Annotated in this window: 13 protein-coding genes; 7 read left to right on the top strand and 6 right to left on the bottom strand. The window is 64.1% G+C overall.

Going from position 1 to position 14,536, the window contains the following annotated elements:
• Positions 1 to 3,504 carry a helicase-related protein gene (locus tag ABEA43_RS55765; protein ID WP_345575390.1) on the top strand — a complete coding sequence of 1,168 codons (3,504 nt, stop codon included), beginning with the start codon at positions 1 to 3 and terminating at the stop codon, positions 3,502 to 3,504.
• A complete protein-coding gene (gene drmB, locus ABEA43_RS55770; RefSeq protein WP_345575392.1) occupies positions 3,501 to 5,426 on the top strand; it encodes a DrmB family protein in 1,926 nt (641 codons plus the stop codon). Before ABEA43_RS55765 ends, drmB begins: the two co-directional genes overlap by 4 nt.
• Before the next feature lie 61 nt (positions 5,427 to 5,487).
• Here the strand turns inward: drmB and ABEA43_RS55775 are convergent, their stop codons facing one another.
• On the bottom strand, positions 5,488 to 6,795 hold the full coding sequence (locus tag ABEA43_RS55775) for a DNA cytosine methyltransferase (protein WP_345575394.1): 1,308 nt from the start codon (positions 6,793 to 6,795) through the stop codon (positions 5,488 to 5,490).
• Positions 6,796 to 6,892: 97 nt separating this feature from the next.
• Here ABEA43_RS55775 and ABEA43_RS55780 point away from each other — a divergent pair, with 97 nt between their 5' ends.
• The gene (locus ABEA43_RS55780) at positions 6,893 to 7,387 is read left to right on the top strand and encodes a very short patch repair endonuclease (RefSeq protein WP_345575396.1); all 495 of its coding nucleotides are present in this window, start codon (positions 6,893 to 6,895) and stop codon (positions 7,385 to 7,387) included.
• Between the two features lie 349 nt (positions 7,388 to 7,736).
• On the opposite strand, the gene ABEA43_RS55785 is transcribed toward ABEA43_RS55780, so the two are convergent.
• The 3 genes from ABEA43_RS55785 to ABEA43_RS55795 all read right to left on the bottom strand — a co-directional run bounded on the left by ABEA43_RS55785 (position 7,737) and on the right by ABEA43_RS55795 (position 9,963).
• Entirely contained in the window at positions 7,737 to 8,672 is a 936-nt protein-coding gene (locus ABEA43_RS55785) for a NaeI family type II restriction endonuclease (protein WP_345575400.1), read from the bottom strand.
• A gap of 203 nt (positions 8,673 to 8,875) precedes the next feature.
• The gene (locus ABEA43_RS55790; protein ID WP_345575402.1) at positions 8,876 to 9,085 is read right to left on the bottom strand and encodes a DUF397 domain-containing protein; all 210 of its coding nucleotides are present in this window, start codon (positions 9,083 to 9,085) and stop codon (positions 8,876 to 8,878) included.
• 20 nt (positions 9,086 to 9,105) lie between these two features.
• Positions 9,106 to 9,963, bottom strand: a complete 858-nt coding sequence (locus tag ABEA43_RS55795; protein ID WP_345575404.1) for a helix-turn-helix domain-containing protein — start codon at positions 9,961 to 9,963, stop codon at positions 9,106 to 9,108.
• Between the two features lie 185 nt (positions 9,964 to 10,148).
• Between ABEA43_RS55795 and ABEA43_RS68430 the strand changes: the two genes are divergently transcribed.
• Entirely contained in the window at positions 10,149 to 10,667 is a 519-nt protein-coding gene (locus tag ABEA43_RS68430) for an ATP-binding protein (protein WP_425570624.1), read from the top strand.
• 373 nt (positions 10,668 to 11,040) lie between these two features.
• Positions 11,041 to 11,364, top strand: a complete 324-nt coding sequence (locus ABEA43_RS55800; protein ID WP_345575406.1) for a hypothetical protein — start codon at positions 11,041 to 11,043, stop codon at positions 11,362 to 11,364.
• Here ABEA43_RS55800 and ABEA43_RS55805 read toward each other — a convergent pair.
• Both ABEA43_RS55805 and ABEA43_RS55810 read right to left on the bottom strand, forming a co-directional pair.
• Positions 11,354 to 11,965 carry a gamma carbonic anhydrase family protein gene (locus ABEA43_RS55805; RefSeq protein ID WP_345575408.1) on the bottom strand — a complete coding sequence of 204 codons (612 nt, stop codon included), beginning with the start codon at positions 11,963 to 11,965 and terminating at the stop codon, positions 11,354 to 11,356. The two genes, ABEA43_RS55800 and ABEA43_RS55805, sit on opposite strands and share 11 nt — an antisense overlap.
• Before the next feature lie 46 nt (positions 11,966 to 12,011).
• A complete protein-coding gene (locus ABEA43_RS55810; protein WP_345575410.1) occupies positions 12,012 to 13,127 on the bottom strand; it encodes a MerR family transcriptional regulator in 1,116 nt (371 codons plus the stop codon).
• 197 nt (positions 13,128 to 13,324) lie between these two features.
• On the opposite strand from ABEA43_RS55810, the gene ABEA43_RS55815 reads away from it, so the two are divergent.
• Both ABEA43_RS55815 and ABEA43_RS55820 read left to right on the top strand, forming a co-directional pair.
• A complete protein-coding gene (locus ABEA43_RS55815; protein WP_345575412.1) occupies positions 13,325 to 13,996 on the top strand; it encodes a C39 family peptidase in 672 nt (223 codons plus the stop codon).
• Between the two features lie 44 nt (positions 13,997 to 14,040).
• Entirely contained in the window at positions 14,041 to 14,535 is a 495-nt protein-coding gene (locus ABEA43_RS55820; protein ID WP_345575414.1) for a hypothetical protein, read from the top strand.
• Position 14,536: the final 1 nt, after the last annotated feature.

Below are 14,536 nucleotides of genomic sequence, written 5' to 3' on the forward strand. Positions count from 1 at the left end.
ATGTCTGAGGACAACCAGCAGACTGCCGGCCGGGAAGAAATCGCCCGGGCCTTGCGCGCCGAACTGCTTGGCCCTGCGCCCGCAGGCAAACCGCTGGACAAGACCGCTTTCGCTGACAAAGAGGAGTCCTACGGCCCGTGGATCGACGCCGTCACTGGTGAGGAGATTCTGGACCGCGCCCCTCTAGTGCGGTATGGCGTTGGCGTCCTTTACCCTGCGCCGAGCGGGTCCGCTCGTCCTGGGGACACCGCCACCGTGGAGTTGGAAGATGCCATAGCCGCCGCGGCCATTGTTCCCGCACTCTCTGCGGAGGACAGGGAAGAGCCGTATACAGGCGGATGGGAAGGATCTGCAGGCCGACTCGGAGCCGTGGCTGATGACGCCGACTTTGACCTGTCGGGAGCGAACGAGCGCCGGCCCACTGCTATGGGCATCTCCTTCCTGCTTGCCACCCAACCGCTGGCCACTATGCGGGTTGAGGTGTCGGGCGGTCGGTACGAGCAGGTCAGGGTTGATCTGCCTAAGGGGCAGCGCAATTGGTGGAAACGTGTCCCGGTTAAGGCCGTGTGGAAGCTAGCGCCCAAGGACCTGCAACATGTTCCAGGGCTCCGATCCGAGCTGATTCCGGATTCAGCGGAGTCAGTGGGACTCGAAGGACTCAACCTGCGGCTGACTGCAAACTTGCGCCGCCACCAGGCTGGCACCATGGCCACCATCGCTTTGGTGAACCGCTCCAGCCCCGGTAGCCGGGCGATGGACGGTGCCTGTCTCTTTCAAACTGAGATCACGGTCGTTCCAGAAAACGGCTGGCTGGTGCCGCATCCCGAAGGCGCTGAGGCCGGAGCGCACCCCGATGACGCCTCGTTCCGTCTCATTTACCGGCATGCGCAGACTTACGCTGTGGGCCACGGGTGCTCGGCCGACTGGGCCGTTCCCGACGCGGTGGGCCGATCCAGCTGGGCAAAGGCAGACCCGCTGCCAGAGTACGAGGCACCTAGTATCACCCCGGACATCGTCCTGGAGAACGGGACGCCTTTGACCGTCTCCATGGCCCAGCTCGCCGGAACCGAACCAGGCGGCATGGCCCAGCTCGAACGTGTCCTCGCCGAGTACGAGAAGTGGATCGGCAAGAGACAAGCCGAAGCGGCAGAACTAGATGGGGAATTCGCCGTGACGGCACAGCGTCATATGGACGACTGCACCAGGGCCCTGAAACGCATGCGCGAAGGGCTCAAACTGGTGAGTGACACCAGCAGCGACATTGGTCTGGCCTTCCGGTTGGCCAATGCAGCCATGCTCAAGCAGCAGCTACGTTCCGGCGCCAAACTACGCACCACCGAGCTCGTCGACGGACGGATCACTGTCGCTGGCGAACCTCCCAATGAAGAAGCTGCCGCTAAAGATGGACGTGGTCGCTGGCGGGCCTTCCAGATCGCGTTCTTGCTCGCCGCGATTCCCTCTACAGCTGACGCGGCCCACCCTGACCGTGCCGCTGTCGATCTGATTTTCTTCCCCACTGGTGGCGGTAAGACAGAGGCGTACCTCGGCTTGTCAGCTTTCGCGATGCTGCTGAGACGGCTACGGAACTCGGAGGACACGGGCGTAACCATTCTCATGCGTTACACCCTGCGCCTGCTGACAGCCCAGCAGTTCCTACGCGCTGCGGGACTCATCTGCGCGCTGGAAGATCTGCGGCATAAAAATGAGCGTCTGGGCGACGCACGGTTCTCCATCGGTATCTATGTCGGCAGCGACTCGACACCAAACAAGAACGTCGACGCCATCTCGGCGCTGCGGAAGATGACCCTGGATGGCGACGAGAACCCATTCCTGCTGTTGCGCTGCCCTTGGTGCGCCGCCCAAATGGGACCAGTCAAGAGCATTGAGAACGCTGTCAAGGCGCCACCTGGACGGAGCCGGGCTCCTCGGAGCAAGCAGAGAGCGAAACCGAACGCTGTCGCTGGCTATGCCGAGTACGGTGGGCGCGTCGTGTTCATCTGCCCGGACCCGGTTTGTGCTTTCTCCACGGATCGGAAGCCGCTCCCGGTCTATGTCGTCGACGATGACGTCTACCAGTGCCGGCCCTCTCTGGTCATCGGCACTGTAGACAAGTTCGCTCAGCTCGCCTGGAACGCCCGCGCCCGCGCCTTGTTCGGACTCGGTGACACCGGAGAGCGTGAGTACTCCCCTCCGGAACTGGTCATCCAAGACGAGCTGCACCTGATCGCAGGGCCGCTCGGCTCGATGACTGGCCTCTACGAGGGCGTCATCGAAGAACTGTGCACTGATCGGCGTGGCCACGTCCCGGCGCTTCCGAAGATCATTGCTTCGACCGCGACCATCCGCCGTCACGAAGAACAGATTCGCGCCCTGTACGCCCGGGACACCGTGCATTTGTTCCCTCCGCACGGTCTCGACGCCGCAGACTCGTTCTTCTCGGTGTACGCGCGCGACCGGGAGACCGGGAAGCTGTTGCCCGGACGCAAGTACATCGGCGTTCACGCTCCCGCTCTCGGATCTATGCAGACCACCCAGGTGCGATCGTTTGCAGCGCTGCTACAGGCTGCCAAGGACGGCCCTGAGGAACACCGGGACCCTTGGTGGACATTGATGGCATTCTTCAACAGCCTGCGCGAGCTGGGCAATTCGCTGTCTCTTATGCAGTCCGACATTCCCGACTACCTCAAGACCATCAACAACCGCAGCAGCGCGGACCGAACCGCCGTTCGCTTCCTCAACCGGGTGGAAGAAATGACGAGTCGGCTCCGTCAAGACCAGATCCCTGAAGCTATGGAGAAGCTCGCGCAGCAGGCGGACGGCGGCAAGGCCATCGATGTCTGCCTCGCCTCCAGCCTCATCGAAGTCGGTATCGACATCGACCGGCTCTCGTTGATGACCGTCGTGGGCCAGCCCAAGAGCACCTCACAATACATCCAGGTCACTGGCCGGGTCGGTCGCAAATGGGACAAGCGTCCCGGGCTGATCGTCACGCTCTATGGCGCGGCCAAGCCGCGCGACCGTAGCCACTTCGAACGGTTCCGCAGCTACCACCAGCGTCTCTACGCCCAGGTCGAGCCCACAAGCGCGACCCCCTTCGCGCCTCCCGCGCTGGACCGGGCGTTGCATGCCGTGGCCGTCTCTTACATCCGCCAGATCAACGACCGGATCGGACAGCCAGATCCGTATCCGTTCCCAGTAGACCTGTTCGACCAAGCGGGCGCGCTGCTCCTAGCCCGCGCTGCGGTGTGTGACCCGGATGAGGTCGACCGGGTAAAAGCTGTGCTGAGCAAGCTCCGCAAGGAGTGGGCCAATTGGCAGCCAACGGGATGGGGGTCACCAGGCGGTAGCCCTGAACTCGGAAACCTCATGCGTGCCGCTGGGCAGTACGCCTCAGAGGAAGTAGAGGAAAGCACCTGGGCTACCCCCACATCCATGCGCGGAGCCGACGCGGAGTGTCTCGCGGAGGTCACCCAGAAGTACGCATCCGAGGGAGCCAAGCAATGATCCGTGGCAAAATCCGGCGCTCGCAGCTCGTTGCCCCGTTCGGCCCAGGAGCCATGCAAGTCCTCGCGGATGGCACCTCTGTGATCACTGCCGGTCTCGACCACTGGTTCGTCCCGGCGGACACGTTGGACCAAGAGGAGTTCCGGATCCATGAATGGCGGCTGGAACGTCTCCTCGGAGTGGAAGCCCTATACAGCCCACCGGACTACCGCAGCAGTTACAAGCGGAAACAGAATGAGTACAACACCAATATTAGGGTGCCTGTTCTGCGCTTCCCGGCGTGGAGCTTCTGTCCCCGTTGCCGGGCGCTGACTCAGCAGCCGTTGCATATCCCGGAACGCCCGCGCTGCGCCAACACGGGATGCCCCAGGCAAAAAGCGAACTGGGCACCGTACCTTGCGCAAGTTCCCTTCGTCGCGCTGTGTGAGCGAGGCCACCTTCAGGACTTTCCCTGGAACGAGTGGGTCCATCGCTCGGCCACCCCTGTCTGCCGTTCTCCGAAGCTCAAGCTCAAGACTCTGGGCGGGGGCACCCTCGCATCTCAACGCGTCGTCTGCGAAAGCTGCCACAAGGAGCGCAGCTTGGAAGGTATCACTTCGGTGGAGCGCAGCCGCGAGCAGGAAGGAGAGACGACGTTCCTGACCATGAATCTGGACAAGGGAACTGACTTCTCCTGCCGGGGAGCAATGCCTTGGCTCGGCATCGACGCGCATGGAAAACCGTGCGGAGCGCCGCTGCGCGGTAGCCTTCGCGGCGCGTCCAATGTCTACTACGCGCTGGTGAAGAGCTCTATCTTCATACCGCAAGAAACGCTGACGGGTGTTGATCCCGCTATCTTGGAGGTCCTCGAAGAGCAGACGATCGCGAGGGTCCGGTCAAACGCCCGGGACCTTCTGGACGAGGGTGAACAGCTCACGGCGAAGAAGCTCAGGCGAGCAGCGAAGAAGAACGCATTCCGCCTCGAACCTTTCACAGACACAGATATCGAGGCAGCTCTTGCGATCTTGGAAAATGCGGCCAATGATCCCGGCTCGGCCACGCAGGTGACCTCTGGCGCTGCCGATCAGGCCCCATTCCGCTACGAGGAGTTCGCGCGCCTGCGTAATGTTCTGGAATCGGCTGAACTCGTAGTGCGTGAGCCCGCAAGTGCATACGCTGCCGACGTCGCGGCGCTGGTCCCGCGGATCAAGCTCATCGAGAAGCTGCGCGAAACTCGTGTTCTCTCAGGGTTCAATCGCATCTATGCTGAGTCTTCCGCGAGCGACGCTGCCACTCGCATGGCGCTCTTGCGCCGCCACGAGCCTGCCCCCGGTGCGTCGTGGTTGCCCGCATACACGGTGCTTGGCGAAGGCATCTATCTGGAGCTCGATTCAGAACGCCTCCTGCAGTGGGAGTCCGAGCAGGCCGTCCACGATCGGCTCCACCCAATCATTGGTCATTCCGAGACGGTCGCCGAGGGTCGCCACCTCATCCCCCGGGATGTGTCACCTCGCCTGGTGCTGCTGCACACGCTGGCCCATCTACTCATCAACCAGCTCACCTACGAATGCGGTTACAGCTCTGCCTCACTGCGTGAACGCCTCTATGTCTCCACCGGAGCCGAGGGGATGTGTGGGCTCCTGATCTATACTGCCGCCGGAGATTCCGAGGGAACCCTCGGCGGCCTCGTCCGCATGGGTCAGCCCGAACGCTTTGAGAACGTGCTGCGGAACGCGATCAGCAATTCCCGGTGGTGCTCCTCGGATCCCGTGTGTATGGAAAGCCGTGGCCAAGGCCCGGACTCTTGCAACCTTGCCGCCTGCCATAGTTGCGCGCTGCTTCCCGAGACCGCCTGCGAGGAGTTCAATCGCTTCCTCGATCGCGGGCTAGTTGCCGGCACCTTGGACAAGCCGGAGCTAGGATTCTTCAGCGGCCTCGATTGAAATCGACACCGCTGAAGTATTCCATTGCAACGTGAGGAGCGCTGTGGGATGACGCGTTAGTTCAGCTTACTTTGGACGAGCTGTCGCGCAGGTAGACGTTGCGCATATGATCATCCTGCCCTATGAAGGCCCTGAAGTCGCCAAGTTTGTATTGGAGAACATTCGAATTAGCACTGAGTGGTTCTTTGATGATCTCAAAGTCACGATGCAGTAGAGAAATGCGCTTGTCGAGTTCTGCATCGGTCAGTTCGATCTTGGCCTTGTTCATGATTTGGGCAGCCGTCATGAAGTCGCCGTAGTCGCGCAGGGCTCGGTAAATGGGATCGTGCGAGCCTTCGCCGTAGACTTTTCTGCGTTCTCCCCTGTGGTTCAAGGCGTCGGCGATGGCAAGACCCAGGGCCTTGGCGACTGGCGGCGGAAACGCGTTGCCGATCTGGCGATACTGAGAAGTCTTACGGCCAGTGAACTCCCAGGTGTATTCCTTGTTGTCCCAGCCTTGGATGCGCGCCGCCATCTCTGCTGTGAGCTTGGGGCCCCACTCGGTCATGGGCCGTGTGTCAGGGTAGGGCGGCGCGTGATCGTGGATGCCGTACGCGTCCACTCCTAATGCCTTCCACGCGTCTTTTGCGCGATTCGGGCCCAGGTCGGCGCCACCATGCTTCTTGGAACCGCCCACAATAGTGGGTGCGATGCCGTCAGCTTTCCTCGCCCACTCTTCTGCCCCCTCCCAATCTCTCGCTGCCATGAGGTCGTAGAGGGCCTGGCCAACGGTTGGGGGTGGATCAATGGATTTCTGGGGCCAGTGGAAATACTCGAACTCTTCCGGCCTCATTGCAACGAGGACGAACCGTGGCCGGAGTTGCGGTACTCCGTAGTCGGACGCATTGAGAATCGTCCACTCGGCTAGATAGCCGAACTTTTGCAGGCGATCCAGCACGTGCTGGCGATAACCAGCGAACCGAGGCATGCTGAGACCTCGGACATTTTCGAGCAGCAGCGCACGTGGTTTGATGGTGTCTACTTGCTCAACTGCCCAGGCGAAGAGGTCTCGCTCGTCCGTTGCACCGAGTTGCTTGCCCGCAATGGTGAATGGCGGACATGGCACCCCGCCTGCAAGTAGATCGATTCCTTTGTATTCCTCTGGAGCCCAGTTTCCCGGGCTGGCCACGTCTCCTTCGATAACCCATGAGCCGTCTGCTATTTGGTCCTCATTGCTGATGGCAATGTGTCTAAGTTCTGCATTTCGGCGTAGAGTGTTGCAAGCGTTCGCATCGAGCTCGAAGGCTACGCGATGCTTGAAACCCGCGAGGTGCAGGCCCAAGGCCTGGCCGCCGGCTCCGGCGCAGATCTCGACAACTTCAAGAGCCATAGGGTGCACTCCTTGTGCGATCTGTGGTTGGAGCGGTCACGCTGACGGTTGTATCTTCCCTGTGCGAGTGTTGTGCCGAGGGAGAATTGGGCGAATCATGGGAGCAGAAGAGAGAGACCAGGCGCGCAGGCAGGCCCACGAGCGTGGGCTTTACCCTGCGCCCCTCAACGAGGGGCGCTCGCGGAACATGCAGGCGAACCGCAGGTCGAACACCAAGCCGGAGGTGGTGCTCCGCAGCGCCCTGCATCGGCTCGGCTATCGCTACCGTAAGGACTTCAGGCTTGACCTTGGCGGTATTAAGGTCCGGCCAGATATTGTGTTCACCGCCCGCAAGCTCGCCGTCTTTGTCGACGGTTGCTTCTGGCACGTTTGCCCGCAACATGGTCGGCAGCCGACAACAAACGAGTGGTATTGGACGCCCAAGCTGCGCCGGAATATCGAACGCGATCGGACTGTGAACGCGGCGCTTGAGAAGTCCGGCTGGAGTGTTGTCCGGTTGTGGGAGCATGAGTCGCTGGAAGCCGCGGTCAAGGCGGTGGTCGTAGCTCTTGATCCTCAATCCGAACACACGAGCGACCATAGCAAGCCTTAGGGCCACGCGGCAGAGTTGCGCATGATTCCATTGATAAAGAGCGATTGCGGAGGCTCGACCCGTAAGCGTGTCCAGCGTCATGCTGGCACTAGATGGCTGTCGGTCCCTGGCTGGGCAACGATCTCATCACTCGAATCACGTGAACTAGGCAGTTCGCGCAGCCCTGGCAGTTCCGTTCGGGGCCCGGCTGCGTCCCTCGAACGGCCAAGAAGGGCGCTCAGCGGTAGATCGCCCGCCGTCGAGGCGGCGAGCACTCCGATGTGATTCCTGACCCGCATCGTGGCAGGCTATCCAACGTTGCTCCGAGAGTGGTAGTTGAGGATGCTGGCGGCTCGCGGTTTCACAGAGATCAGATGTTCGGAAGCAGGGGAGCTGGCTCCACGGGGTCGCTGGCTTCGGCGATCACCCACTCTTCGCTGCCGAGAACGACGTGGAGCGCGTCGCCGTGGTGATGGCGAGGGCGCGCCAACCGTACGCTCACGAACTCGCCGGGCCCTGGTGCCGGTAGCCCGAGAGCCACCGCAGCCTGGACATGGCTTCGGTACTGGCCGAAGATTACTATTCCCTCTGGCTGTAAGTGCATCCGGGCGCCGTTCTTGCTGCCGCGGACGCGGGCCATGTAGTCCTCCTGCTGAGCGACCGTTGCGATGACCGTGCGGCTGATGCGGCGGCGTTGGACGCGCCGGAATAACTCGTTGACGCGTTGCTGCCCGCTTCTGGATTGGAAGATCGCATCGATGGTTGCTGCTGAAAGGCGAAGGAGGACATTCTCCGCTAGCGGGGCACGTCGGAACAACCAGCGGATCTCCGAACGGCCATACCTGCTCAAGGTACGCTTGGCATCCCTATTCGCACCAGGATTGAGGCTCGCGTGCGTGGCTCGGACGAGACCGGCGCTCCAGCAGCCGGCCTGATCATCCGCCCATAAGCCCAGGAGGACGCCGTCCAGGGCCTCGGGCGGGATCATCCAGTCGGCCTCGCGTTGTGAGTACTTGCAATCCACCTCGACGCCGGCGATCGAGTAGTCGAGTAGCGCGCCATCGGCGAAGTTGAACTCACGTTGAAGGTTGATCTCAATCAACGTTCCGCAGTGGGTTTTCTCGGTCTTGTGTAGCTGCTCCCAGCGGAAGCGGCCCGTGTGCTGACCATCCAGGAGCATGTCGAAGGTCCGGCGGATGGCGCTGGCCATCCGCTCGCCTGTGGGATCGAGGCTTGTCAGGCACGTACGGATTGCGTCCAACTCCGAATCGGGTGTGGCCATGCCCGGGAGCGGTTCGTTGATCACAGGGCGAATGTAGCTGAGTCTTGAGGAAATTGCCCGATTTGGGCACACGACTCAAATGGCCCTTATATGACAATAAAAGGTATCAATCGACCATATGGGTACAAGTCGCACTGCATAACACTCTGATTCCGCGAGGAAGCACAGGGGCGAGAGCAGGCTGACCCCGGGGCAGGCGGACCGGTGAGGTAGGGCTGGGGTGGGTTTTAGCCGAAGAAGTCGAACTCGCCCCCACGTACGCCGGCCAGGAATGCCTGCCACTCCGCCTTGGAGTAGACGATCAGATCGCCCGGCGATCTGCTGTGCCGGACCGCCACTCGATCCGTTCCGTCGTTGAGGGGGCCGGCCTCCACGCAGGTGCCGCCGCCGTCGGCGCTGTAGCTGCTGATGTGCCAGGACACTTCTGGAGCGGACATGGTGAGGATGACTCCGTTCCTTAGGGGAGGCGGGTCTGCTCCGCGATCGCCGCGATCAGTTCCAGGGAGTCCTCAACGTTCAGGGCATCGTGGCGAATGCGGTCATATTTCATCTTAAGCTTCGTGGCCGCCTCGCCTTCCGCGTAGATCGCTCCCGCGGGGGTGGGGGCGTAGGCGACAGCCGCGTAGGGCTCGGGTAGCTCGAAGATGCGGAAGGAGCCGTCGGGGCTGGCGTGGGCGCCGGCGCTGAACGGGAGGACCCGGATCTCGATGTTCGGCTGCGAAGCATGCTTCGTGAGCTGGGCCAGCTGATGTCTCATGGTCTCTGGGCCGCCGACCATGCGGCGTAGTGCGTACTCATCGAGGACCATGGAGAAGTCGGGCGCGTCAGTGGAGAGCAGCTTCTGGCGTTCGAGACGGAATTCGATCCAGCGGGTGATCTGCTCCTCGGGGGCTTCCGTGTCCTCGGCTCGGATCACGGCTTCGAGGTAGTCGCGAGTTTGCAGCAGGCCGGGGATCACCATGGCGTCGAATGAGCTGATCTTCTCGGCGCGGGCCTCTAGCCAGGCGTAATGCACGATGCCGAGCGGCATGTCGTCCGAGTAGGCGTCCCACCAGCCGCTTTGCCACACTTCGCGGCTGAGGCGGATCAGGCCTTCCCGCCGGTGCATGTCCGCGATGCCGTACAGGTCGAGCAGGGCGACGACGTCAGATGTGCGGGCGGGATACAGCCCTGCCTCGAAGCGGCTGACCGTGGAGGCGTCGCGCTGTAGATACTCGCCGGCTTCCTTCAGCGTGAGTCCAGCGGTCTCGCGAAGCTCCCGCAAATGCTTGCCGAGCCATTGAGATCGTAGCGTCGCGCCACGCTTCGCAGCCATGGCCCTCATCTTGGCAGGTGGTGACCCCCAGACGCCGGGTGAGCGAGAGCTTCCGACTAATTGCAATGTTTCGCTATGCAAGCGTTGCACGGCGTGTCAGTATCAGCATGAACACGGGGAGTAGTCGATCGGTCTGCGGGAGTGGCGTGGTGCCACGGGCGACAGGAGCGTGACCAATGAACGACATGGCATGGTGCTGCGGCTTTCCCGGCGAGCCAAGTCAGCTTCGGGAAGTTCGCCGACGGGTCGGCACGTTGCTGGAGAATTGTCCGATTCGAGACGACGTAATCTCCTGCATGGTCGAACTGGCCGCCAATGCGATCACGCACACGAAGTCCTTCGGAGGTGTCTTCACGGTTGGCATCTGGCTGCTCAGGGCCCGTGCTCGAATCGCGGTGAAGGATGCAGGAGGGCCAGGCGAGCCGGTCGTGCGCCCATCGTGCCAAGAGGAGATGGCCGAGGGTGGCCGAGGGCTCGCCATTGTGGCGGCGCTTTCCGCCCGGCTGGGCGTCGCAGGAGACGAGCGGGGTCGTGTGGTCTGGGCTGATCTCACGTGGGGCGTTGGCGATCCAGCTCGGCCTGGGCAGCCGAGTAGTGCCCCATCGTGGATGTCGGTCTGCGGAGAGTGCTGGGGGTTCGGGACGGAGACCGCTCATGCTCCGTCGTCTGCAGCGATTCTGGCGAGTGGAGTGTGCTGTGGCTGACGACAACTGGCATGGCCTTCATGCCGCGCCGCTCAAAGACGGGTACGAGCCTCTCGACTGGAGGTCGGCGGATCCCCGGGCCCAGCGCGTACGGGTGCGGAGTCATACCTGTGAATGCGAGCGAGTCGTCTACGCGCTCTGCCGGGCTGGTGGGCGCATGTTCATCCGGCGCACAGTCCGTGCGGCAGGCGGGGTCGAGGTGAGCGAAACGGACTGGTTCGCGGGCGTCCGCGCGGAACGGCCCTGGGGTCTTCTGCTTGAAGGGTTCGTCGGGTAGGTCCTTCCAGGCAGGGCTTGAGATCTATTGCATAGGAAAGTTTCCTAATAGATACTCCGAGATGAGTGCCCCACCCCCCAATCTCATGGAGTCTCCATGCTTCGTCGCGGCCTCACCCTGCTCTCGATCGCCTCAGCCGCCCTCATCGCCATCGCCCTCCCCGCCCAGGCGGCCGTCGTGGACGTCCCGTTCGGGCCGTCCTCCATAGGCGACTACTGTCACGCCAAGGTCAGCTCGTCCTCGTGGATCGGCTTCTACGAGGCCGGCGGCCTGCGCTGCTACAGCGGCGGCATGGGCGGGGCGCTGCAGTACGCCGGATCCGGTGACCCGTACCTGGCCTGCAAATACCTCACCACGGACGTCGTCATGGCCGCGGTGAGAGGGGCGTCGGACTCTCTGGTCTGCCGCGTCATCCGCTGAGGCCGCCCTCGTCGAGCAGCCGATCACCCTGGTGGGCGCCGTAGAAGTCGGTCTGACGGGACATGATGGTGCGCATCGGGGTGCCGCGCGGCACGCCGTAGACGGTGCCGGGGAAGTCGAGGTCTTGCTGCTTCTCCCACAGCTCGGCGTGCCGGTCCGGCGAGAACAGCTCCGCCGGGTCGCCGGCCGCGATCCAGCCGATCGGTACGACCGTGTCGGGGGCGAGTCGTGAGTTGGCGTGCAGGACGCTGTTGATCCGCAGCTCGGACCGGGTGCCGACCACCGCGCCTGGGAAGATCGAGGCTCCTGTCGCGACGAACACCTCGTCCTCCACGACCGCCCCGTTGACGTGCGCGTGCGGGCCGATCAACACCGCGTCGCCGAGGATCGCGGGGTGGGAGGCTCTTCCGCGTACGAGCGCGTTCTCCATCACCACGACGTCCGCGCCCGTACGGACCTCGCCGTCCTCGGCGGTGAGTACGGCGCCGTGCAGGATGCGGGCCCGTTCGCCCAGGATGACGGCGCCGCACAGGACGGCCGTGGGGGCGACGTACGCGGAATCGGGTACCACCGGTCTTTGGCCACGATGCTCAAGCAGCATGGGCCAGATCCTAGGCGGGTCCGTCCAGGAGCTGCCATGGCGCGGTTCAGGCTATGAGCAGGCGGAGGCCGAGATCTGCCGCGTCGAGGTCGGCGAGGTCGCCGTTGCGCTCAGCCCACCGCCCGGAGTCGAGGTCGTCGCTGAGGCTTCGCACCGCCCGCTGCTCGGCCTCCGGCCCGACCCTCGTCCACACCGACATCGCACGGCGCACGGGATCCTCCAGGTACGCCGCCGACCGGCGCCAGTACGCCTCGAACAGGCCGTCAGCGCAGTTCCACGGGATGGGCACCGGCTCGGCGCGGGCGCCGATCGCGTCGGCCATCCCGGCAAGCGAGGGAAATTCCGCCAGAACAGCGGCGAACTCGGGCAGATAGTCGCGGGTGAGCCAGAACCGGTCCTGCCACCCGGGCTCGTCGGTGTCGAACGTCAGCACCACCACGCGGTGCGCCACGCGCCGCATCTCGCGCAGCCCGGCTATCGGGTCGCCCCAATGGTGAACGGTGGAGACGGCCATCGCGACGTCGAAGGACCGGTCCTCGAACGGCAGGCTCTCCGCGGCGGCGGCTACGCACGGCGCCGAACCGGCAGGCCGCTGCCCCCGCATGACCGCCGACGGCTCCACCGCGGTCACATGGCGATCGGCAGGCTCGTAGGAGCCGGTGCCGGCCCCGACGTTCAGCACCGTCCGCGCGTCCCCTAGAGCGTCCCAGATCTGCGCGGCGATCCGCGGCTCGGTACGCCGTGTCGCGGGGTAGGCGGTGCCGATCGCGTCGTACAGCCGTGCGCCGAGCATCTCCAGTTGCTCCTCCGGTGTCACCTTCAGTCCCTTCGCCCGTGCCTTGAGTTCCCTGTCGATGGCCGCCACCATGGCGTCGGCGCGATCACGCCGCTCCAGCAGCAGGCCGCGCAGCCGGCGCAGGTGCGCGACCGCGTCAGTGGACGGGTCGCCGACCAGTTCGGCGACCTCCCGCAGCCCGAAGCCCAGCCGCCGATAGGCCAGCACCTCCCGCAGCCGCTCCACGTCGCCCGCCGAATAGGCCCGGTATCCGGCCGTAGTCCGTGCCGACGGCCGGACGAGCCCGATCTCGTCATAGTGGTGCAGCGTGCGGACGCTCACGCCGGCCAGCTCGGCCACGTGCCCCACGGTCCAGTGATCCTCCACGGCACCGACTATGCCGCCTGACGCCACGTGAGGGTCAAGAGCCTCATTCACGGGGTACTGCTGTCGGCTCTCGAGCGGGGAGCGGAGGTTACATAACGTCCCTTATGGCAGGCCGTCACCATAAGCCACTGTTTGCACACTCTTGACTGACCTACTACGGTTCTTGACCATTGTCAGTCAATGGGTGGAGTGATCGCGTGAAGAACCGTAGAACGAGGACCGGCATCGCCGTGGCCGTGACCGTGGGCGCCCTGGGCTTCGCCGCTCCGGCCCACGCGTCCCCCACCCCGGCTCCGTCCCCGTCTCCGACCTCCACCGCCACGGCGACACCCAAGGGCCTGTTCACGCCCCTGAAGTACAAGCTCAGCCTCAAGGGCCAGCGGCAGCAGACGAACTACTTCTGCGTGCCGGCCTCGTCCTCGATGAGCCTGTCGACCTTCGGCATCAGCGTCAGCCAGTCGACCCTCGCCAAGAAGATGAAGACGACCGCCTCCGGCGGCACCAAGGGCTCGAACGCCCTGCCGGTGATCAACGCCTACGTCAAGTCGCGCGGCTTCAAGTACACGAGCCCGACCGACGCCAAGGGCAACGCCCTCGTGCTCATGAACCGCGTCTCGGGGAACATCGGCGACCTGCACCGGGCGCCCGTGCTCGCGGTGTGGATGGAGCAGCTGCCCTGGAACAAGGGCAAGATCAAGGGCACCAAGGTGGGCCACGCGATCATCGCCTACGGGTATGACAAGACGGCGGGCACCATCACCGTCTACGACCCCTGGAAGCCGACCGGCGGCGCCCACACCATCAGCGCCTCCGCCCTGTCCAAGATCCTCCAGCCGGGCGGCAACATGTACTACCTCTCCAAGCTCTGACGCCGCGAGCCATGGAGCGGGCGGACAGGTTCCGGGATCCGGGTGTGCGGCTGTGGCATTTCGCCAAGGAGATCCTGGTCCGGTGTCCGCGGTGCGACGGCCGGGCCCTGGTGGCCGTACACCCTGAGCATCGTGACGGGCACGCCTACGCCGTCGGCTGGCTGACGGCGCCGCACCGGCTGACCTGCGCCGGGTGCTCGTACGTCGCCGAATGGACGCCCCGGCCGTGGCGCACCGGTGCGGGGGACGCCTACTTCGCCGGGCGTGGTGTGCTGGTGGTGCCGGAGCTCGGCGGTCCGGACGATCCCTATTTCGGCCGGCCGCTGTGGTTGCGGGGAGCCTGCTGTGGCCGGGTGCTGTGGGCGTACAACCTCGCCCATCTGGAGCTGCTGGAGGCGTACGTGCGGGCGCGGCTGCGTGAGCGGCCCGAGAGCCCGGGGTCGCAGACCCTCCTGGAGCGGCTGCCCGCGTGGATGAAGGCAGCCGCCAACCGGGACGAGGTGCTCGCGGCGATCGGAGCCCTGCGCGATCTCGCGTAGG

Origin of the sequence: Nonomuraea rosea (assembly GCF_039539705.1) — a bacterium.
GTDB classification, from domain to species: domain Bacteria; phylum Actinomycetota; class Actinomycetes; order Streptosporangiales; family Streptosporangiaceae; genus Nonomuraea; species Nonomuraea rosea.

Bases quoted from the DNA above. Each gene is read 5' to 3' on its own strand.
- ABEA43_RS55765 (WP_345575390.1), top strand. From the start codon at position 1: ATGTCTGAGGACAACCAGCAGACTGCCGGCCGGGAAGAAATCGCCCGG.
- drmB (WP_345575392.1), top strand. From the start codon at position 3,501: ATGATCCGTGGCAAAATCCGGCGCTCGCAGCTCGTTGCCCCGTTCGGC.
- ABEA43_RS55775 (WP_345575394.1), bottom strand. From the start codon at position 6,795: ATGGCTCTTGAAGTTGTCGAGATCTGCGCCGGAGCCGGCGGCCAGGCC.
- ABEA43_RS55780 (WP_345575396.1), top strand. From the start codon at position 6,893: ATGGGAGCAGAAGAGAGAGACCAGGCGCGCAGGCAGGCCCACGAGCGT.
- ABEA43_RS55790 (WP_345575402.1), bottom strand. From the start codon at position 9,085: ATGTCCGCTCCAGAAGTGTCCTGGCACATCAGCAGCTACAGCGCCGAC.
- ABEA43_RS55795 (WP_345575404.1), bottom strand. From the start codon at position 9,963: ATGGCTGCGAAGCGTGGCGCGACGCTACGATCTCAATGGCTCGGCAAG.
- ABEA43_RS68430 (WP_425570624.1), top strand. From the start codon at position 10,149: ATGGCATGGTGCTGCGGCTTTCCCGGCGAGCCAAGTCAGCTTCGGGAA.
- ABEA43_RS55800 (WP_345575406.1), top strand. From the start codon at position 11,041: ATGCTTCGTCGCGGCCTCACCCTGCTCTCGATCGCCTCAGCCGCCCTC.
- ABEA43_RS55805 (WP_345575408.1), bottom strand. From the start codon at position 11,965: ATGCTGCTTGAGCATCGTGGCCAAAGACCGGTGGTACCCGATTCCGCG.